The sequence below is a fragment of the Amaricoccus macauensis genome (assembly GCF_049800915.1).
Lineage (GTDB): Bacteria > Pseudomonadota > Alphaproteobacteria > Rhodobacterales > Rhodobacteraceae > Amaricoccus > Amaricoccus macauensis_A.
On the sequence record NZ_JBNAFY010000003.1, the window covers coordinates 465,745 to 486,518 of the forward strand.

At 62.9% G+C, this 20,774-nt stretch carries 17 protein-coding genes, 2 tRNA genes and 1 other RNA gene; 5 read left to right on the forward strand and 15 right to left on the reverse strand.

Annotated elements, in window-relative coordinates; translation table 11 throughout:
* Nucleotides 1–206: 206 nt before the first annotated feature.
* Nucleotides 207–280, reverse strand: a tRNA-Gly gene (locus tag ACP15W_RS09985).
* Between the two features lie 104 nt (nt 281–384).
* Here ACP15W_RS09985 and ffs point away from each other — a divergent pair.
* Together ffs and ACP15W_RS09995 are read left to right on the forward strand one after the other, a co-directional pair.
* Nucleotides 385–481: signal recognition particle sRNA small type (ffs, locus tag ACP15W_RS09990), an RNA gene on the forward strand.
* A 146-nt stretch (nt 482–627) separates the two neighbouring features.
* Nucleotides 628–702 (forward strand) — tRNA-Lys (locus ACP15W_RS09995).
* Between the two features lie 312 nt (nt 703–1,014).
* Here the strand turns inward: ACP15W_RS09995 and ACP15W_RS10000 are convergent.
* The 14 genes from ACP15W_RS10000 to ACP15W_RS10065 all read right to left on the reverse strand — a co-directional run bounded on the left by ACP15W_RS10000 (nt 1,015) and on the right by ACP15W_RS10065 (nt 16,755).
* On the reverse strand, nt 1,015–1,470 hold the full coding sequence (locus ACP15W_RS10000; protein WP_424932731.1) for a BLUF domain-containing protein: 456 nt from the start codon (nt 1,468–1,470) through the stop codon (nt 1,015–1,017).
* A 176-nt stretch (nt 1,471–1,646) separates the two neighbouring features.
* Nucleotides 1,647–3,422 (reverse strand): IlvD/Edd family dehydratase, encoded by a 1,776-nt coding sequence (locus ACP15W_RS10005; protein ID WP_424932732.1) that lies wholly within the window; start codon nt 3,420–3,422, stop codon nt 1,647–1,649.
* Between the two features lie 5 nt (nt 3,423–3,427).
* Nucleotides 3,428–4,870, reverse strand: coding sequence for an NAD-dependent succinate-semialdehyde dehydrogenase (locus ACP15W_RS10010; RefSeq protein WP_424932733.1), 1,443 nt, complete (start codon nt 4,868–4,870; stop codon nt 3,428–3,430).
* A gap of 13 nt (nt 4,871–4,883) precedes the next feature.
* Complete coding sequence (locus tag ACP15W_RS10015) at nt 4,884–6,770, reverse strand: thiamine pyrophosphate-binding protein (protein ID WP_424932734.1); 1,887 nt, start codon at nt 6,768–6,770, stop codon at nt 4,884–4,886.
* Nucleotides 6,763–8,268 carry a tripartite tricarboxylate transporter permease gene (locus tag ACP15W_RS10020; RefSeq protein ID WP_424932735.1) on the reverse strand — a complete coding sequence of 502 codons (1,506 nt, stop codon included), beginning with the start codon at nt 8,266–8,268 and terminating at the stop codon, nt 6,763–6,765. The genes ACP15W_RS10015 and ACP15W_RS10020 overlap by 8 nt, the downstream gene beginning before the upstream one ends.
* A gap of 5 nt (nt 8,269–8,273) precedes the next feature.
* Nucleotides 8,274–8,774, reverse strand: coding sequence for a tripartite tricarboxylate transporter TctB family protein (locus ACP15W_RS10025; RefSeq protein ID WP_424932736.1), 501 nt, complete (start codon nt 8,772–8,774; stop codon nt 8,274–8,276).
* A 25-nt stretch (nt 8,775–8,799) separates the two neighbouring features.
* The gene (locus tag ACP15W_RS10030) at nt 8,800–9,765 is read right to left on the reverse strand and encodes a Bug family tripartite tricarboxylate transporter substrate binding protein (protein WP_424932737.1); all 966 of its coding nucleotides are present in this window, start codon (nt 9,763–9,765) and stop codon (nt 8,800–8,802) included.
* A 58-nt stretch (nt 9,766–9,823) separates the two neighbouring features.
* Nucleotides 9,824–10,888 carry a xanthine dehydrogenase family protein molybdopterin-binding subunit gene (locus ACP15W_RS10035; RefSeq protein WP_424932738.1) on the reverse strand — a complete coding sequence of 355 codons (1,065 nt, stop codon included), beginning with the start codon at nt 10,886–10,888 and terminating at the stop codon, nt 9,824–9,826.
* Complete coding sequence (locus ACP15W_RS10040) at nt 10,888–12,828, reverse strand: molybdopterin-dependent oxidoreductase (protein ID WP_424932739.1); 1,941 nt, start codon at nt 12,826–12,828, stop codon at nt 10,888–10,890. Before ACP15W_RS10040 ends, ACP15W_RS10035 begins: the two co-directional genes overlap by 1 nt.
* A complete protein-coding gene (locus ACP15W_RS10045) occupies nt 12,821–13,741 on the reverse strand; it encodes an FAD binding domain-containing protein (RefSeq protein ID WP_424932740.1) in 921 nt (306 codons plus the stop codon). The genes ACP15W_RS10040 and ACP15W_RS10045 overlap by 8 nt, the downstream gene beginning before the upstream one ends.
* 32 nt (nt 13,742–13,773) lie before the next feature.
* On the reverse strand, nt 13,774–14,259 hold the full coding sequence (locus ACP15W_RS10050; RefSeq protein WP_424932741.1) for a RidA family protein: 486 nt from the start codon (nt 14,257–14,259) through the stop codon (nt 13,774–13,776).
* A 35-nt stretch (nt 14,260–14,294) separates the two neighbouring features.
* Nucleotides 14,295–15,458, reverse strand: coding sequence for a zinc-dependent alcohol dehydrogenase (locus tag ACP15W_RS10055; protein ID WP_424932742.1), 1,164 nt, complete (start codon nt 15,456–15,458; stop codon nt 14,295–14,297).
* A gap of 41 nt (nt 15,459–15,499) precedes the next feature.
* The gene (locus ACP15W_RS10060; RefSeq protein ID WP_424932743.1) at nt 15,500–16,309 is read right to left on the reverse strand and encodes an IclR family transcriptional regulator; all 810 of its coding nucleotides are present in this window, start codon (nt 16,307–16,309) and stop codon (nt 15,500–15,502) included.
* Between the two features lie 146 nt (nt 16,310–16,455).
* Nucleotides 16,456–16,755 carry a DUF2256 domain-containing protein gene (locus tag ACP15W_RS10065; RefSeq protein WP_424932744.1) on the reverse strand — a complete coding sequence of 100 codons (300 nt, stop codon included), beginning with the start codon at nt 16,753–16,755 and terminating at the stop codon, nt 16,456–16,458.
* 97 nt (nt 16,756–16,852) lie between these two features.
* Here ACP15W_RS10065 and ACP15W_RS10070 point away from each other — a divergent pair, with 97 nt between their 5' ends.
* The 3 genes from ACP15W_RS10070 (at nt 16,853) to ACP15W_RS10080 (ending at nt 20,739) form a co-directional block, all read left to right on the forward strand.
* A complete protein-coding gene (locus ACP15W_RS10070) occupies nt 16,853–18,169 on the forward strand; it encodes an ABC transporter substrate-binding protein (RefSeq protein WP_424932745.1) in 1,317 nt (438 codons plus the stop codon).
* Nucleotides 18,170–18,229: 60 nt separating this feature from the next.
* Complete coding sequence (locus ACP15W_RS10075; RefSeq protein WP_424932746.1) at nt 18,230–19,993, forward strand: purine-cytosine permease family protein; 1,764 nt, start codon at nt 18,230–18,232, stop codon at nt 19,991–19,993.
* Between the two features lie 335 nt (nt 19,994–20,328).
* The gene (locus ACP15W_RS10080) at nt 20,329–20,739 is read left to right on the forward strand and encodes a CopG family transcriptional regulator (RefSeq protein ID WP_424932747.1); all 411 of its coding nucleotides are present in this window, start codon (nt 20,329–20,331) and stop codon (nt 20,737–20,739) included.
* Nucleotides 20,740–20,774 lie beyond the last annotated feature (35 nt).

Below are 20,774 nucleotides of genomic sequence, written 5' to 3' on the forward strand. Positions count from 1 at the left end.
GTCGCCACCGCGCACGAACCGATAGCGATCTTGCGGATATCACATTCCTGCGTGATCGCTACAATACAGATATCCAAGCTGGCAGAGAGGCCACCAGAATCGGCACAAAGCATGCACATCTTGAATGTGCAGTTTCGCGCACGAATGCTCGGCCGTGACAGAACGAGACGGTTCCATCCGAGAAATATCCAAGTTTTTAGGAATGCTGGAGCGGGTAGACGGAATCGAACCGACATAGTCTGCTTGGAAGGCAGAAGCTTTACCATTAAGCTATACCCGCGTAGCGCATGACACGTATATGAGCCCCGGATTGGCGTCAAGTCTGGGTAATTGCCATATCGCCTCCTCTTGAAACCCTAGGCAACAACATGTAACTCCGTGCCTGAGAGGTTGGCGCGGGCAGGCACCTCGCCAACCCGGTCAGGTCCGGAAGGAAGCAGCCGTAACGAGCCCCGCTTGGGCCGTTGTCCAGCCTCTCACTCCCCAATCATTTTGTTACTCATGCACAGCAGGTTTTTTGTGCGGTTTTGGATATTGATCTTCAGGGACATCTTCGATACGACCGCGCAACTTGATTGACGAGGATTCGCCGCAAGGCCGTCCCTGTCATGATCATCCGCTTTGTGCGGGCCCGTAGCTCAGTGGTAGAGCAGTTGACTCTTAATCAATTGGTCGAAGGTTCGAATCCTTCCGGGCCCACCATAAAATCCGGCACTTAGCAGTTCTTGTCCGTATCGTTCCCACCATTTGTTGCCAAGCAGGCGTAGTTATTATGCGACGGCTGACCTTGGCTAACTTTACCCGCGCGTTTTGAACTGGTTATTGGAACGAGGTTGGATAGCGCATGATAACAGGTTTCTTTCCTGTGAGTTGGCGATTGAGTGGAGATCAACACAACTCTGTCGAAATCGCAGAAGGTTGCTCCAATTGTCTAAGAGCCTGCGCTCCCCCCACCATAAAATACGAGAACCTGTCGCTCTCGCTCCATATGCGGTCAAGCTATGGCCAAACCGCTCAACCTGCTCCCTCCATCGACGAACTGTTATAGAAATCCACGAGAAGCTCCCGCGCCTCCGGGATGGTTCCGCGTTCCGCTCGCTCCCAGAAGGCCCGGCTGCCAAGATCCGCAAGTCCGGGATAGGCAGCGAGTTGAGTGGTATCGATGTTTCGGAATCCCATTGACCAATCCTCGAACATCCGGGCGCTTTCGCTACCTTCCTCAAGAACGATGATCGAGTAATGGCGGCCATCCTTCGAGATCCGTCCCCAGAGATCCTCGATGGCGCTCTCCTGCCCCTCGATAACCTGGAGGAAATGCCCCCGACCGACCGCCGGATCGAATCGATAGACGAGCAGCCCGGTGACACCGTCCGCCGTATTGCGCTTGCGACTGCTCTCCAGGAGATTGCCAAGCTCCACCGCAGAGGGCGGAGAAACGGCTTCACTCACGTAGACGATGAACTTGATCATGGGTCAGCCCCTTTTCCTTCATGCAGTCTTTCCTCACCCTTTCGCGTAGAGCGCCTCCTGCGACGAGTTGATCGACCGCGGCACTGGCATCCCGGGAGAACATGCTCGTCGTTTCCTGTTTGGGAAGGGGGCACAGTTCGGAATGCCCACCCCTTTCGGCAAAACAGCACGATAACCTACTCCGCAGGCACGCCTGACACCCCCTCTCTGCTGTGACCGGCCTCGATCGATTCTTCTTCCTGCTCGGCCAGCGGCTTGAGGAAGCCGAAGTCGCATCCCTCATCTGCCTGCCCCACTTCCGCGGCATAGAGCCGGTCGTAGCCCCGGCGCTCCTCGGGCGGCACATTGGATGGTCGCCACTCCGCGCGACGGCGATCAAGCTCCGCCTCCTCCACGAGCAGCTCGATGGACCGGTTCTTCACCGACAGCCGGATGCGATCCCCCGTCCGCACGAGCGCCAGTGGCCCGCCGACCGAGGCCTCGGGCGCGACATGGAGCACGATGGTGCCGAAGGCCGTGCCGGACATCCGTGCATCCGAGATCCGCACCATGTCCTTCACGCCCTTGCCCGAAAGCTTCTTCGGGATCGGCAGATAGCCCGCCTCGGGCATGCCGGACGCGCTCTTCGGCCCGGCATTCTGAAGCACCATGAAGTCGTCGGCGGTGATCTCAAGATCCGGATCGTCGACCCGCTTCGCCATGTCCTCGAGCGAGTTGAAGACGACGGCGCGCCCCTCCTTCTCGAAGAGCGACTTGTCGGCGGCCGACCGCTTGAGGATCGCACCGCGGGGCGCCAGATTGCCGAAGAGCGCGACCAGCCCGCCTTCCGGCTCCAATGGGTCTTCCGCCGTAGCAATCACCCTGTGATCCACGTAGCCAACGGCGCGCTCGAGCCGGTCGCCCAGCGTCTCGCCCGCCACCGTGATCGTGTCGAGATGGAGGAGCGGCTTCAGCTCGCGCAAGACGGCACCGACGCCGCCCGCGAAGAAGAAATCCTCCATGTAATGCTGACCGACAGGCTTGAGGTTCACCAGCACGGGCGTCGTGTCGGAAAGCTCGTTGAGCTTCTCGAGCGAAACCTTGATGCCCAGCCGCCCGGCCACGGCCGTAAGGTGGATGATCGCATTTGTCGAGCCGCCCAGCGCCAGCAGCATCCGGATCGCGTTCTCGACCGACTTCTGCGTGATAACCTCGCTCGGCCTGATCGGGTTCTCGATCATCCGCGCCGCGGCCAGCCCCGAGGCTTCCGCCGCCCGCAGCCTGTCGGCATGAACCGCAGGGATCGCGGCGGTCCCGGGCAGCGACATGCCAAGCGTTTCTGCGATGCAGGCCATGGTCGAGGCCGTTCCCATCACCGCGCAGGTGCCCGAGGTCGTGGCAAGCCGCCCCTCGATATCGTTGATCTGGTCGGTCGAGACATCGCCCGCGCGATACTTGCCCCAGAAACGGCGGCAATCGGTGCAGGCGCCGAGGCGCTCCTCGCCGTAGCGCGAGGTCATCATCGGCCCCGCGACGAGCTGCACCGCGGGCAGGTCGGCCGAGGCGGCCCCCATGAGTTGCGCCGGAACCGTCTTGTCGCAGCCCCCCATGAGGACGACCGCATCCATCGGCTGGGCGCGGATCATCTCCTCGGTGTCCATCGACATGAGATTGCGGAACTTGAGGCTGGTGGGGCTGAGGAACACCTCGCCGAGCGAGATCGTCGGAAACTCGATCGGCAACCCGCCGCCCAGAAGCACGCCGCGCTTCACCGCCTCGACAAGCTCCGGAAAATGCCGGTGGCAATTGTTGAAGCCCGAGAAGCTGTTGGCGATCCCCACGATCGGCTTCTTCAGCACCTCGCGCGAATACCCCATTGAGGAGGCGAAGGAATTGCGCAGGTAGACCGAGAAATCCCGGTCGCCATAATTGGTCAGCCCGCGCGCGAGGCCCTGGTCTTTTTCGTCTGCCATGTAAGTTATCCCGCGAGCTTGATCTTGACGTATTTCGGATCGAGGTAGTCGTGGATGCCGAGCGATCCGCCCTCGCGCCCCATGCCGCTTTCCTTCACGCCGCCAAAGGGCGCCTCGGCCGTGGCCAGCAGCATCTCGTTGACGCCAACCATGCCGCACTCGAGGTCCTCGTAGGCGCGTGTGGCCACGCTGAGGTCGTTCGAGAAGACATAGCCCGCGAGGCCGAATGGCAGCGCGTTCGCCCGCTCGATTACCTCGTCATAGGCAGAGAAGGTCGTGATCGGCGCAATCGGCCCGAAGGGCTCCTCGTTCATCACCAGCGCGTCGTCGGGCACGCGGCCCAGAACCGTCGGCTCGATGAAATAGCCCTTGTTCGACCCCGTCGGCGTGCCACCGCCTGCGAGCAGTTCGGCACCGCGATCGATGGCATCCTGTGTCATCTTCTGCACCGTCTCGAGGCCGCGACGGTTTGCCATCGGCCCGACCTGCACGCCGTCGTCGAGCCCGCGGCCCACCTTGAGCGACTTCGCGATCTCGGCAAAGCGCGCGGAGAACGCGTCGTAGCTCTTCTCGTGCACGTAGAACCGCGTCGGCGAGATGCAGACCTGGCCGCAGTTGCGAAACTTTGTCGGCGCGCAGACATCTGCCGCCGCCACCGGATCGTAGTCGTCGAAGATGAGCACCGGGCCGTGGCCGCCAAGCTCCATCGAGACTTTCTTCACGCCTTCCGCCGCCAACGAAAGGATCTGCTTGCCCACGGGCACCGACCCGGTGACGCTCACCTTCCGCACGATGGGCGACCGGATGAGTTGCGTTGCGATTTGGCTCGACGCACCGGTCACCATGTTCACCACGCCCGGCGGGATGCCCGCATCATGACAGGCCTGCACGAGAGCGGCGCAGGAGGCCGGGGTCTCGCCGGCGGGCTTCACGATGATGGCGCACCCCGCCGCAAGCGCCGCGGCGATCTTGCGCGCGGGCAACAGCGCCGGGAAATTCCACGCCGAAAAGGCCGCGACCACGCCCACCGGCTGGTGAATGACCGCCATGCGGCTGTCGGCCGTGCGGGCTTCGATAATCTGGCCGTAGATCCGCTTGGTTTCCTCGGAATACCACTCGAACTGGTCCGCCGCCGCTCCCGTTTCGCCCTTGGCTTCCGCAAGCGGCTTGCCGGTCTCAAGCGACATCAGCGTGGCGATGTCATCCGTCCGGGCACGAATAAGCTCCGCAACCTTGCGGATCCTGGCGGCACGCTCCCAGGTGCCGGTCTTGCGCCAGACCTTGAAGCCTTCCTGCGCCGCTGCCAGCGCATCCTCGACATCGGCCTCGGTCGCGACCGCGATCAGCCCGAGGGCGTCCTCGGTGGCAGGGTCCGTCACGGGCTTCGTGCCCTTGTCGGACGCGGGGCGCCAGTCGCCCCGGATATAGAGGTTGAGATCGTGATACATGGGTCTCCCTCCCTCAGATCGTTGCTTCGATGTAGCGGGCTTCGACATCCGCGACCCAGTTGCCGACATTCCAGGAGCCATAGGCGCCCATGCCAGCCAGCGGGTCCTCGCCGGAATAGACCGGGATATGCACGAGCGAGAGGCCGTCATGGGCAAATGCCGTCTCGAGCGCGGCATCAAGCTCGTCACGGCTGTGCCCCCCGAAGATCGCCTTCACGCCCGAAACAGCTCCGGCCAGCGCAGCATAGTCGACGGCGACAGAATCGTTCGTGCGGAATTCCTTGCCGTACTGTGCGAGCTGCAGCCCGGTGATCGCGGCCATCCGGCGGTTGTCGAAGAGCGCGATCATGCCGCGCACGCCATGCTCCACCGCATCGATCAGGATTTGCGGGTTCATCATGAAGGAGCCGTCGCCGGTGAAGGCGATGCCGTATTTCGCGTCCGCCACTCCTGCCGAGCCCAGGAGCGCCGATCCGGAGAAGCCCATGAAGGACGCGCCCGTCTCGGTGAAGGTCTCCCCCGGAGCGTCGTCTTCGACCACCTGGAACCCGTTCGCCTGGACATCGCCCGCGTCGAAGAACTTCACCGCGCCCTTGCGCTTGGCGAAATCCGCCACGGCGTGGATTGCCGCCGGCTGCGCCAGAACGGGCCGCTGCCAGACCGCGTCGTGGATCGGTGCCGCATTGAACCGGGCGGTCTTGAAATCGGTCCACTCGCCCTTCTTCGCGGCGCATTGCCGCAGCCATCCCGTTCGAGTCCGAGATCCGGTATTCTCGCCCAGCGCCGCGAGCAGCCGATCGATCACCGCCGAGATGTCACCGGGCAGCGCGACCGTGTTGGCATAATGCATCAGGTCGTTGAAATCGCCGTTGATGTTCAGGACCGCACGTGCGTTCGGGTAGCCGACACCTGAGCAATCGGCCTGACAGACGCCTCGGCTGCCGATGAAGATCACCGCATCCGCGTTCTCCATGGCGAAATTGCCGCTGATCGAGCCCTTCGAGCCGCCCACATGCATGTTCTGCGCATGATCGTCCCGCAGCACGCCCGTGGACCCCGGAGACAGCACGACCGGGGCTCCGATACGGCTGGCGAGCCTGCGCACTGCCTCGGCATGGTTGCGGGTGCCGCCCCCGGCCTTGATCACGACGCGCTCATGGCTGCGCAGCAGGTCCACGGCTTCCGCGAAGTCGCTCTCCAGCGCCGGCGCAAGCGCGGGCACGCGGCTGCGGCCGGGCAGCGTCCGGATGTTGAACTCCGCCTCCTGCGGCTGCGTGTTGATCGGCAGCATCACGAAGAAGGGCCCCGGCTTGTAGGGGTGATGCACGCAGGCCGTGCCCCGGCGAAGGCATTCGCGCAGCGCCTCGGGCGTGTGCAGCGTGTAGGACTGGCCCATCAGCGCCGTCACCTTGCCGAAGATCCCCTGCTCGGGCTTCGGGACCTGCTGCATGTTGTAGCCTTCGCCGCGCGTCGTCTCGTCCCCGTAGATGTGATAGACGCCGACCCCGTTCGAGGCCGCGGCGAGCGAGCCCGCCATCGCCTGCAGACCGCCCGGCCCGATCGAGGTGATGACCGCCGGCGTCTTCCCGTAGACCCAGGCATAGGCGGTCGCGGCATGGGCCATCTCCACCTCGTTGCGGCAGTTGATGACGGCAAGCGCGCCCTCCTCCGAATAGACCCGGAGCACCTCGCCGAGATCGGTCGAGCCATGGCCGAAGATCGCGTAGAACTGCGTCACACCCTGCTTGAGCAGCCCGATGACGAGCGCCTCCGAGAGCGTCAGCCGCGCAATGCCGGTCGCGCCGTCATCATGCAGAAGGTCGGGATCGGCTGCGAGTTTGCTGGCCCGTGTCCGGATGTCCAGATCCCAGCCCACGGGGGGTCCGTTCTTGTCAAGCATCGACACTTACCTTTTCGGTCTGGCTCCGTCTGAGGTTCAGCTCGCTTGCGATCTGCAGTCCCACGACGAGGAGCGCGAGCGCAAAGAAGACGAGAGCAATGGGAGAGGTGAGAAAGATGTCCGCATGGCCGCCGGAGAGCATCATCGCGGTGCGGAACTCGTTTTCGAGCGTTGGTCCGAGAACCATGCCGAGAATGATTGGCGTCACGGGAATCCGCATGCAAATTAGCACATAAGCGGCAAAACCGACGAGCCCCATGGCATAGACATCGAAGACACTGTTACGCACAGAGTATGCACCGATTATGCACATCACGAGCACACCAACGGCCAGCATCTCACGCGGAATCTTCAGCACGTGAACGAAGAACCGGATGCCGATGAGCTGAAGCGCAAGCACCCAGACATAGGCAATTACGACCGCGATGTAGATGCCATAAACCGCCTCGGCGTTCTGCATGAAGAGCGCAGGCCCCGGCGTGATCCCGTGGATCAGCAGCCCCGCCAGAACGATCGCTGTGGCCGGATCACCCGGAATGCCCAGCGAAAGGAGCGGAATGAGTGTCCCCCCCGTGACGGCATTGTTGGCCGTCTCGGGCGCAATTACCCCGTCGATATTGCCCTTGCCAAAGGACTCGGGCGTCTTGGAGAAGCGCCGAGCATGATCATAGGCCAGGAACGATGCAATCGCGCCGCCCGTGCCGGGAATGGCGCCGATCCCCGTTCCCAGGACCGAACAGCGCAGCATCAGCCAGGACCGGCTGAATAGCAGCTTTGGCGACGGCATCCGCGCACGGATCTTCGCCACGCGCTTGCCGCCGATGTCCATCTTCTGGGTCGCGGCCTCGATGATGAACGGAACCGCGAAAAGCCCGATCATTGCCACCAGCAGGTTCACACCCTGCATGAGGCCGATGCTGCCGAAGGTCATACGCGGAATGCCGTCGATCTGATCGAGCCCCACGGTCATGATCATCAGGCCGATCACACCGCTGATCAGCCCTTTGATCATCGAATCCCCGCACAAGCCGCAGATGGTCGACATACCGAAGAGAACCAGGGCGAAGATCTCCGCCGGACCAAAGCCGATGGCCAGGCGCGAGACGAGATTCACCGAGACGATCATCACGATGAGACTGAAGATACCGCCAAAGACCGAAACGATGACCGCTGTTCCAAGCGCGATTGAGGCGTCGCCCCGTTTCGTCATGGAGTAGCCGTCGAAGACGGTCGCGGCGGCTGATGGCGTGCCGGGAATGCCGAGCAGGATTGCGGAGACCGACCCACCGGTCATGCCACCGATATAGGTTCCGAGAAGAAGCCCGACGGCGGGCAGCGTGGCCATCCCGAAGGTAATGGGCAGTGCCAAAGCGAGCGCCACGGTGAAAGTCAGACCGGGAATGGCGCCGAAGATCAGCCCGACAAGGGATCCCAGACCCACAGAAGCGATGAAGAGCGGATCCATCGCGGCAGTCGCGGCTTGGAGAAAGAGTTCCATGGAAACTATCCCAGATTGATCCACTGGCCCCTGGCGAGATAGATCCCGAGCAGTTTGCCGAAGATCAGCCAGCAGCCGAACGTCATTCCAATGGCCATGCCAAGGAGCTTCCGCCAGGAACGCACCTGGTAGTTCACCACCATCACAAGCAGCATGACCACGGGAGTTGCGAGGACGAAGCCCACCTTCTGAAGCAGGAATCCGTAGAGGAACACTTCCGCGAGCAGCAGGAGGGCGGGCAACCAGTGGATCGGCAGTGTGTTGGTGATCTTGCGCCCCTTCACGACCAGTTCGTTCTCAGGGCCTGGCGGGCACGCAAGACACTTGAGCAACAGGATTGCGGAGAGCCCCATGAGGATCACGCCGAACCCGAGCGGAAACGCTCTCGGACCGATGTCGCCACCACCCGGGCCGGGCGGGATCGTCATTATGACGACCGCCGTCCAGATCGATGCGAGCATCAGGAGGAAAACGCCGAGTATGGTCTCTTTGGCACGGTCACTCATCTGACCCTCCCGTCCATTTGTCGGATCACATCGAAAGACCGAGATTCTGAAGCAGGTTGCCGTAGAACGCATCGTCTTCCGCGACGAGTTCGCCAAAGGCCTCCGGACCTTCGTAGGAAGGTACGAAACCGATCGTTTCGGCTGCCTCGCTGAACTCCTCCCGCGCAACGGCCCGCTCGGCTGCCGCGGCCAGGGTTTCGATCACATCGTCGGGGGTATTGGCCGGTGCAGCCAGGCCGCGCCACATGGTGATGTCCACGTCGACCCCCTGCTCCTGGGCAGTCGGCACATCGGGGAGGATATCGATCCGCTCTGGCCCGGTGACCGCGATCACATCGAGATCGCCTGCGTCCACATAGGACTTGAACTGGCCCGGCCACTGGATCGCAGCATCAATGCGCCCGGCGAGCAGCTCGATGGGTGCCTTCCCCTCGCCATAGGAAATGAACGTGACCTTGTCGCCGAGCCCCATCGCGTCGAACAGTGCGGCCGAGGTGAGATGCGTGAACGAGCCCTTGCCGGAGATTCCCACCTTGAGCGGTGCGTCGGAGGCCTTAAGTGCCTCGGCCATCTCGGAAAGCGTCTCCCAGCCCTCATCCGCGTTCACCGCCAGGGCCGGAACCTCGGTCGAGATCCGCGCGATGGGGGTGAAGTTGGAGTAGTCGAACGGTACCCGTCCCATGTGATGAATCGTGTTGATCGAGTTCGAATTCCACACGATGTTGTAGCCATCGGGCCGCGTTGCCAGCACATGGGAGTAGCCCACCGCCCCGCCGCCACCGGTGCGGCTTACCGGCACCACCGGCTGACCCAATTCCTCCGACATGAGTTCGGACAGAAGCTGGGCGATCGTGTTGGCCGTTCCCCCGAACAGAACCGTCATCTCGACCGGCTTCTCAGGGAACTCCGCGCGCGCCGCGCTGCCGATCCCCATCAACGTGAGGGCCGCAGCCGACAAGAGGGCAAACCGTGCCTTGCGTATGATCTTCATGATATCCTCCCTTTTATTGGTTATTGGATCTTGCTTGGTTGCGGCGGGCGCCGCGCATTCAGTGGGCCGTGACGTCTCTCCTTCCATGGAGACGCGCACGCTCCTCGCGGTTCGCCTGGGCGATCATTTCCCGGCCGGGCGTGTGCTCACGCAAGGCCTTGAGAATCTTCTCTGGTGTCGCGGGCAGCGATTTCATCCGCACCCCGATCGCGTCGTAGATCGCGTTCATGATTGCGGGCGCGGTCGGCACCAAGGCCGGTTCGCCAATGCCCTTGGCCTTCAGGGGGCTGCGGGGGTCCGGGTCCTCGACGATGACGCAATTGATCTGCGGAATGTCGAGCGAGGTCGGCAGGATGTATTTTGCGAAGCCGTGGGTGGTCGTGTGACCGTCGACGGTGATGTATTCCTCCATCAGCGCCTGTCCGAGCCCCTGCACCACGCCGCCCTCGATCTGGCCTTCGACGCCGCGAGGATTGATTGCCCGGCCCACGTCATGCGCGGCCCAGATGCCGAGCACCTGCACCTCCCCGGTCCAGGTATCGACCTCGACCTCCGCCACCTGCGTGCCGAAGACATAGGCCTGCCAGGGCGAACCTCGGCCATCGACCGGATCGAGTCCTGTGCCATGCGCCGTGAAGGAAGCCGAGCCCACGGGCACCACGCCGCGCGCCTTGCAGGTGGCAACGGCCTCCTTCATTGACATGCGCTTGTTGGTTTCCATCGCCCAGAGTTCGCCGTTGAACGCGCGAAGCTGGTCTATCTCGACATCCCAGTGATCGGCCAGCTGCTCGAAGAGCACCTTCTTCGCCTCCCGCGAGGCGAGCGCGACCGAGTTGCCGATCATGTAGGTCTGGCGCGTCGCCCCGGCATGGGCCGCTTCCGGCGAGCGCGAGGTATCATTGTCCCCGATGGTCACGTCCTGGGGGCGAATGCCCATCTCGTCGGCCGCGATCTGGGCCAGAACGGTGAGGATGCCCTCGCCGATCTCGGTGACGCCGGTGACGACCTTGCCGGTGCCGCCATCGTCAATCTCGGCCCAAGCGCCGGCCCGGTCAATCGTGGCGGTGCGGGCGATCCCGTACCAGCTTGCCGCCATGCCGCGGCCGCGTTTCCTCCGCTCCATCACGCCACCCTCTCGTTTGCCTTGACGTCATCGGGCACGGCTGCCGGGCCGCCCGTGGGCTCGTCACCCTTCCGCAGATCCGGCGCATCCGCCACGATCCGCGCGCCCAGCGTGCAGGGCTGGCGGGTGTCGGGGCCGTTCATGTCTCCGCGCGTGACTCCGCGCACCCGGGGCGCGCCCTTTTCCCACCGCGATGCGGTCTCCGCCGCTTCGAGCACGCGGTCAAGCGACGCCGTCTGAAGCTCCTGCTGGGTATGGGTGAGCGAGCCGATCCGCATCATGTTGACGCGCCGGATCTCGAACGGATCCATGTTGAGCGCCTCGGCCGCCATATCCATCATGCTTTCGGTCGCGAACTGCGCCTGCATGCCGCCGAAAGTCCGGAACGCACCCGAAGGCGTGTTGTTGGTATAGACCGCGCGCGTGTCCACGCTGAGGTTGTCCACCTCGTAGGGTCCGCAGGAGAGGATCGCGGCCTTGCGCATCACGCCCTCGCTCGACATCCCGTAGGCGCCGCCATCCGACAGCATCGAGAACGAGATCGCGGTGATCCGCCCGTTCCACTTCAGGCCCATCTTGTAGTGGACACGGGAAGGATGCCGCTTGGCGGATGCGATCAGGCTTTCCTCGCGGGTGAAGTTGAGCTGCACCGGACGGTGCGTCTTCATCGCCGCGAGCGCCAGCATACCCTGGTAGATCATGTCCTCCTTGCCGCCGAAGCCGCCGCCGACCGGGCTCATGATGAACCGGACCTTGTTGATCGGCTTCGCAATGATCTCCGAGAGCATGTGCCGGTGATGGGTGATGTTCTGCGACGGCGAGATCACCGTCACCACATCATCCGCATCCACATAGGCGATGCCCGCCTCGGGCTCCAGATAGGCATGCTCGACCTGTTGGGTCGAGAAATCGTCTTCGAGGATGATGTCGGCCTCGGCAAAGCCCTTCTCCGGGTCGCCCTTGCGCACGGGGATGTGCTTCACGAGGTTTCCGGGCGCGTAGTCGTGGATCACCGGCGCGCCGTCCTTCAGCGCATCCTCGGGATCGAAGAGCCCCGGCAGAACCTCGTATTCCACCCTGATCTTCGCCAGCGCGCGACGCGCCGTCACCAGATCCTCGGCGGCGACGGCCGCGACCGCCTCGCCCACGTGACGGACCTTGCCGCGGGCCATGATCGGCTGGTCATGCACGAACACGCCGAACCCGTCCTTGCCCGGCACATCATCGGCGGTGATGACGCATTCCACACCGTCCATGGCCTCGGCCTCGCTCTTGTCGATCGAGACGATCCGGGCATGGGCATGCGGCGAACGGAGCACCTGCATCTGCAGCATGTCCGGAAGCTTCATGTCGGCCGCATACTTGAGCCGCCCCGTGACCTTGGAGGGCGCATCCAGCCTGCGCACATTCGCACCGATATAGCTCTCGCCCAGCGGATCGTCCTCGTCAAGCAGCGCCGGCTGTGCCGTGCCGGCCACCACCGATCGGGCGATCTCCACCGCCTCGAAGATCTTGGTATACCCGGTGCAGCGACAGATGTTGCCACCCAGTCGCTCCTTGATCTCCTCCATGCTCGCCGTCGGGTTCTGCCTCAGACAGGAGGTCGCGGCCATCACCATGCCCGGGATGCAGTAGCCGCACTGGCTCGCACCCGTCTTGTGGAAGGCCTTCTGCACGGGGGTAAGGTCGCCGTACCCCGCAATCCCCTCGATCGTCTCGATCTTGGCGCCGTCCGCCTTCGCCGCCGGCATGAGACAGGATTTGACGAGCTTTCCGTCCACGAAGACCGAGCATGTGCCGCATTCCCCGGCCCCGCAGCCTTCCTTGGCCCCCGTCAGGTTGAGGTCGTCCCGCAGAAAGTCGAGCAGCCGCTTGTGGGTATCGGTCTCCTTCGTGACTTTGCGGTTGTTGACCTCCAGTTCCAACTTGATCCTAGGCATCTGCCATCTCCCTCAAGCCCTGGAGTTTCGTTTCGATGTCCGGCTGGTTCTCCAGCGCCTCCTCAATGGCTGCCCGGACAAAATTGACCACCACCTCCCGGCGGTATTCCTTTCGGCTGCGCGAGGCGACCAGATCGCTGGCGCCGCCTGCGGCCTCGATAATGAGATCGCGAGATACCTTCTCGCCGCGCATGGCACTCTCGATGGAGCGCAGCCGTATGGGCTTCGGACCCACCCCGCCCAGCGCGAGCCGAACATCCTCGATGATACGGCCGGTTTGGTCCGTCTTGATGAGCGCGGCACAGCAGGCAACCGAGATCACCAGCGAGCGGCGCTGTCCCACCTTCTGGAAGGCCCCGCCGTAGCCATAGGCCGCATCAAGTGTCACGCTTGTGGCAATCTCGCCCTTTTCGATCAGGGTTCGGCCCGGCCCCTCGATGAAATCGGTCACCGGCACCGTCCGGTAGCGGATTTCACTGCCCTCGAGCCGTGCCAGTTCGATCTCGCCGTTGAGCGCGACCACAGGGGGCGTGCCATCCGCCACGGGTGAGGCGTTGACGAGATTGCCTGCCAGCGTCGCCTGCTCGCGGATCTGGTCATCGGCAAACCAGATCGCGCAGTAGGGCATGCAGGGCAGAGCCTGGCGCAGCGCCACCTCGTTCAGGAAATCCTGGTAGACGGTATTCGCGCCGAGCCGCACCCGTCCATTGGCAAAGCTGTATCCTTTCAACCCGCCGATCCGCGTCACGTCGATCATCGCAGGCAGATGCACATCTCCCGCCCGACCCTCGCGGGCCCATGGGAGGATGTCCGTGGCTCCGGAAACGAGCCGGCTGCCCTCCGGTGCATCCGCCCAGATCGCCAGCGCCTCCTCCAGCGTGGTGGGCATGTGATATTCGTCATAGGTGAGCATCTGGCTGTCTCCTCCCCGGAGTTGTTGTTCTGCTAGCGGCTCATCGGCGCGTAGAAAGTTCCCTCAACCTCGACGATGTCGTCCTGGTTGAGGCGATCGACTTCCACGATTGTTCGAGGCGGATACGGGCCATCTCCCCAGAGATCCTGCTGAACCGCGTTCACGATCGGCCGGAAGCGATACATGTCGGTTGTGTAGACCACGAGCCGCACCGCATCGCGCAGGCTCGCGCCTTCGGATTCGGCAATAAGCTGCATGTTCTCGAAGGCCTTGCGCACGCGCGCCTCATCCCCCTCGACGAGCGAATTGGTGGCGGCATCGATCCCGCGCATCCCTGCTACGAAAACGAAGTCGCCCGCGCGTGTGCCGAGCGCCCAGGTCGCGGTCGGCTGTATGCCGCCTTCGGGCGCGAGGGTCTTCACGCCGTTGGGCGAAACATCCTGCGCCTGAACTCCCGTCGCCAAGAAGGCCGTCGCGAACGACAGGGCAAGGATCAAACTGAAAAGACGGTATGTCATGGTCGCGAGATCTCCGCGGTCTGAATGGGTGGGGCCTATTCGGCCGCCACCTTCTGGCTCTGTGCGTGGGGGTTCTTCACCACCACCTTGATCGCGTCCTCGACCCGGTCCTTCGCATAGCGCAGCGCCTCCTTGAGGTCCGACATCTCGAAGGTGTGGGTGTGGATGAGCGTCGCGTCGAACCGCTTCTGACGCATGAACGCCTCGGCCCGATGGGTGGCCGCCTTGCCCTCGCCGCGAATGCCATAGAGGTAGATGTTGTTGCGCACGAGATAGGCCACATCGACCTCGGGGCTGGACCCCGGGAATGCCGCGAGACAGATCTTGCCGCCACGATTGACCATCTGGGCTGCCTCGTTGAGCCCGTTCGGGGCACCCGCGCATTCCACCACGTAGTCGACGCCCTTGCCGCCGGTCAGCTCGCGCACCTTCTCGACCGCATCCTCCCGGCGCACGTTGATCACGTGATCCGCGCCGAGCTGCTTGCCGATTTCAAGGCGATTGTCCCGGGTGCCGGTGAGGATCACGGGCTGTGCGCCGAGCGCCTTGGCGACGGCCGCGCCCAGAAGCCCGATCGGCCCCGGCCCGGTGACAACGACGCTCTCGCCGGCGACAAGCCCGCCAAGCTCGGTCAGGCCATACATCGCGGTGCCAGCGGTCACGACCAGCGTCGCTTCCTCGTCCGACATGGTGTCATGCACGTGGACCAGCGTGTTGATGTTGTTGATCGCGTATTCCGCGAAACCGCCGTCGGTGGTGAAACCGTTGGCGCGATGGCCCTTGTCCACGTCGCCGTAGTTCTTGCCGTAATTATGGCAGGACGTGTACATCCCCTGGCGGCAACGCTTGCACTGGCCGCAGCCTGCATGGATCTCGACCGTCACGCGCTCACCGATCTCGTATTCATCGACGCCCGGTCCAAGCGCCACGACAGTGCCCATGTATTCATGGCCCGGCGTGAAGTTCTTGTTGAACGGGTCGCCCCCTTCGATCATTGCGGGCGGACCGTGATGGATGATCTCGAGGTCGGTCGCGCAGATCGCGACCGCATCGATCCGCACCAGAACTTCGGCCTTCTTCGGCACCGGCACCGGCTTCTCGCTGAGCGTCAGCTCCCCCGGATCGCCCAGCACCCAGGCCTTCATCTTTTCCGGAATCGGGTAGTCCGGGCTCACGGCTACCGTGTCAGGCATCGCCATCTGGTTTCCTCCTCTACAGGTTTTGTATTCTTTTCAGCCCTCTAGCGTCGCGCGCTTCGAAGCTTTATTGAAAAGTCGTTTGCCGCCTTGATCATCGAGTTGATCAGGTGCTTTCTCGTCTTCTCGGTCACGTCTTCTGCCGGAAGGGTTACCGAGATGGCCCCTACCACGGCGCCCCCTACTTCTCGCAACGTCGATCCGACACAGAACACGCCCTTGCGGAATTCCTCGTCGTCGACTGCGTATTTCTTCCGCCGCACCAGTCGCAGCTCCTCGATCAGGCCGGAAAGCGTCGTGATCGTGCGCGGCGTGTAGCGCGTGAGCCCGTTGGCCGAGATCACCCGCACCAGCTCGGTATCGGGGATCCAAGCAAGGATGGACTTGCCCGTCGCGGTCGCATGCAGCGCGGTCATCTTGTCGACCTCGTCGGGCTCCTCCACCCGCCCCGTCGGATCGGGAAAGCTCAGTTGCGTCACCAGCGAGCACTGGCTCAGAACGGCGTATTGCGCGGCCAGCCCCAGCCGCTTTCCAAGGGCCTCGAGATCATCCCGGATCAGCGTCGCGACATCCAGCTCGCGCTCCGACAGTTCATGCAGCTCGCGAACCTTGGAGCCCAGCATGTAGCCGCGCCGGCGGTCCAGGCGGGTCACGTAACCGCGGTTGGCGAGCGTCGAGACCAGGTGGTGGCATGTCGATGTGTTGAGCCCGCTGCGGTCCGCCATCTCGGCGAGGGTCAGTCCTTCCGGCTCGCTCGCAACAAGTTCGAGCAGAATGAGTGCCCGCTCCACCGATTGTATCGTGCGTCCGAATGTGGTGCGATCCCCAGCCTGCACGTCTCCGAGATAAGCCACTGCTTCGCTCGCTCCGATTATATTTTTGTCTGTTTGTCGGACCACGTTCTGTCCTCCCCGTTGCCGCCGAGTTTGGGCAACATCTCGATTCTTTCAATCGTTTTTCCAAATATCGCCACTTATTTCACGATGTGAAATCAATAGCGTTATTGGTGGGAGCCATCGGGTAAGTTAGCGGATCCGGTTCGGCCCGCCCGCCGGCAGCGCTCGGAACAATACCTGACCTTGTCCCAATCCCGCTTCCACTTCTTGCGCCAGGCAAATGGCCGACCGCAACGTTCGCAAATCTTCGTGGGGAGATCCCCCTTGGCGCGCATCTTCACTTCGGACCTCTCAGCATAGGATCGATCATCAGGTAGCCGAATGCCGTCGCGGGAACAGCAGTGCGGCAGAGAACACCGTTCTCCATGCGCGACAAAGACCTGCCGCACGGCACCGGCTTGCATCTTTACCGATTATTCAGGAGCGGGCGTTGACACGGCTCTTTCAAAGGCGCCAAATGATCCACCGCAGGCGAAAAGGCCGCGGTAGGGGGAAGAAAGAATGCAGCAGCCGATACTCTCGGCCGCCGTCTTTTATATGGCCTGTGCGTCGGCCGCTTTCGGACAGACGACCTTGACCATAGCGACGGTAGCCAATCCGGACATGGAGCGGATGCAGAGGCTCTCGGAAGCCTTCACGTCCGAAAATCCCGAAATTTCATTGGACTGGGTCACACTCGACGAAAATACCCTGCGCCAAAGGGTTACCACAGATATTGCAACAGGGGCCGGGCGTTTCGACATCGTGTCGATCGGAACCTACGAGGTACCGATCTGGGCCGAACGGGGCTGGTTGTCCGCGATCAACACCATGCCCGCAGACTACGATGTCGAGGACATCCTGCCGCCGATCCGCGAAAGCCTGAGCTACGAGGGCATCCTCTTCGCAGCACCCTTTTACGGCGAGTCGGCCTTCACGATGTATCGCACGGACCTGTTCGAGGCAGTCGGGCTCGAGATGCCCGAGGCACCGACCTGGGACTTCATCCGCACCGCCGCTGCCACGATCACCGCCGAAACCGACGACGTCCACGGAATCTGCCTGCGCGGCAAGCCGGGCTGGGGCGAGAACATGGCCTTCGTCACGGCAATGGCCAACTCCTATGGCGCGCGCTGGTTCGATCAGAGCTGGGATCCCCAGTTCACCAGCGAGACCTGGGCGAGCACGGTGGCCGATTACGTCTCCCTGATCAACGAGTTCGGCCCACCCGATGCAGCCTCAAAGGGATATGTCGAGACGCTGGAAATGTTCCAACAGGGGGAATGCGCGATCTGGATCGACGCAACCGTCGCCGCCTCCTCGATCACCGATCCCGAAATATCGGAAGTGGCTGATAGCGTGGACTTCGCGCTTGCTCCCGACCGAGGCTTGGGCAAGCGAGCCAACTGGCTATGGGCTTGGGCGCTCGGCATATCGTCGGGCTCGGAACACCAGGACGCGGCAAAACGCTTCGTGGCCTGGGCAACCTCGCCCGACTACGCGAGGCTCGTGGCCGAAGAAGAAGGCTGGGCCAATGCCCCGCCAGGCACGCGCGCGTCACTTTACAAGAACCCCGACTATCTGGAAGCCGCACCCTTCGCCGAAATGGTTCTCGCTTCGATTCAGGCCGCCGATCCGGAGAATCCCACGGTCGATGAAGTGCCCTATACCGGTATCCAGTATGTCGCGATTCCAGAGTTCCCGGGCATGGCGACCGCGGTCGGCTCGCAGATCGCAAAGGCGTTGTCCGGCGACATTTCGACCGGCCAGGCCCTGGAAAACGCCCAATGGGTCACCGAAAAGGTGATCGAGCGCGCCAGGTTCATCGGCGAGGAATAGCGCCCGACGGGCCTGCCGCGGCCCGTTTCCACGGCACAAGCAATTGTGGGGGAGATTGAAGTGACACATTTGGCGGATGCCTATCAGAAACCCGTCTCCGAAATGGACGACGAACAACTGCCGGTCCCTGAACACCGAACACATGGGGCAAGGCACTTTCTCGGCCTCTACGGGTCCGAACATGTAGCCGCGACCGAATTCGTCATCGGCGCCGCATTCGTGGCCATGGGTGCGACGATCCACGACATCCTGATCGGGCTGCTGATCGGCAACACGCTGGCCGTCCTGAGCTTCTGGATCATCACCGCGCCGATCGCGATAAAAACGCGGCGCAGTCTGTATTCCTACCTCGACCACCACATGGGGGATCTTCTCCCGCGGCTATACAACGGCGCCAACGTGCTGATCTTCGTGGCAATTTCCGCCGCAATGATCACGGTTTCCGCGACGGCCGTTCGTGTCCTCTTCGACATTCCGCCGCAGATCTATCCATGGCCCAGCAGCATGGCCTTTGTGCTCATTGCCGGCTCGGCAAGCATCATCGCCGTGGTCGTGGCCTATTACGGGTTCAACGTGGTTGCCGAGTTCGCCACCATCTGCACCCCCTGGCTGATGGTGATGTTCACCGCCGGCGGCATGGTTCTGATCCCCGCGCTCAACGAAACGCTTACCGGCTACACCACGCTCTCCAGCTTCGGGGATTTCGTGAACCTCGCTGGCGCGACCGTGTTCACCGGCATTAACTCCCAAGGAGAGCCCGGCATCGGTCTGATCGAGGTCATCGGCTTTGCCTGGGCCGCGAATACCTTCGCCCATTTCGGCCTCGTGGACATGGCGCTCCTGCGCTACGCGAGAAAGTCGGTCTACGGCCTCTGCACCGCGACCGGCATGATGTTCGGCCACTACATCGCCTGGATTTCCGCCGCACTGATGGGCGCAGCCACGGCTTCGATCATGAAGCTGAGCGTCGCCGTGGTCTCGCCCGGTGACGTCGCCTTCTACGCGCTCGGGGCCACCGGTTTCGTAATCGTCGTGATTGCGGGATGGACGACAGCCAACCCGAACCTCTACCGCGCCGGCCTTGCCGCCCAGGCGGTCTTCCCGAAGATTCCACGCCAGAAGGTCACCCTCATGGTGGGCGCTGTCGTGGTGGTCGGAAGCTGTTTCCCCTTCATCTACCGCAGCATCCTGCCGATCCTCGCCTATGCCGGGCTGGTTCTCGTGCCCATCGGCGGCGTTGTCTTCGCCGAGCAGCACATCTTTCAACGCATGGGGCTGAAGCCCAACTGGCACCGTCTGACAGGCGCCAAGGACAACAGGCCTGCGCTGATCACCTGGCTGGTCGCCCTGATATTCGGGTTCGGGCTGAACTTCATGAACATCATGCCCTTCGTCTACCTCTTCCTCCCGACCTGGGCGCTCTCCATTGTCGTCTACACGATCCTCGCGAAGCGGGCCGGCGCTGGCGGAGACTATCCCGAGGCAGAGAAGCGCGAAGCCGAATTCGAGCGCCGCGTCGCGCAGTATCACGCCAGTCTGGCACAGACGGAAAGCCACGAGCACGTCTCCGACACATCCCTGCTGACGAAGATCATCCGCGCTGTCTGGATCGTCGTGGGCCTCCTGGTTCCAGCCGTGCTGGCCTGGCGCGTCCTCTTCAACAGCCCGGACCTCTACGCCTATTACGTCAACCGCGAGGTGTTCTACGACGTCACCATCTGGTGCACGCTCATCTACTTCATATTCGCCTGGTGGGACCTGCAACGCTCGAAATCGCTTCAGCGGCAGAGCCACCCCGCCGGGGAAACCGCGCCTGCGGAATGACGCGTCCCTGAAATGAGTGCCCGCCCGACCTTCCAAGGGTCGAGCGGGTCTCGCCAAATTTCATGCATACACGGATTACAGAGCGCCGGACGAGGCCCTCGGTGAACGGCCCGCCCGGCTAGGCGAACTATCCCCATCTCCCTCCCGGAATTAGCCCCAACCACGCGCCCCTGCTTGATGCCTGGGGCGCGCGGGCAAGACTGATTTGCCATACCACCGCCCCTAGAGCGTCCTTGATGCAGGGACGCGATTTGCCGATGCTCGGCCAAAACGCGAAAAAGATCCTTGAACCCACCCAAGAGACATCCATATACCATCCAAGTGGAATATAAAATATGCCGAAGATCCACCGACCCACGCATTCGGATACGGAGAAACTGACCCTCAATGTCGGACATGTCGATCTCGGGCGTATCGACCTTCTCGTGCAGGAGGGCTTCTACGCCAATCGCAGCGATTTCATTCGGACCGCGATCCGGAACCAGCTCACGGCCGAAGGCGGGGCGCTGTCCAAGTCGGTGGAGCGCCACACGCTCGATCTGGGAATGCGCGATGTCACCCGGGAGGAACTCGAAGCCGCCCAGCGCGCCGGAGACGAGTTGCACATCCGCATCGTCGGGCTCGCCCGCATCGCGCCGGACGTCACGCCCGAACTTGCAAGGGCCACCATCGGCTCCATCACCGTTCTCGGCACGCTCCAGGCACCCGCCGAGGTCAAGGCGGCCCTGAAGGACCGCATCCGCTAACCGGCCGTCTCCTCTGAGGGGGGGCCGCCGGACAG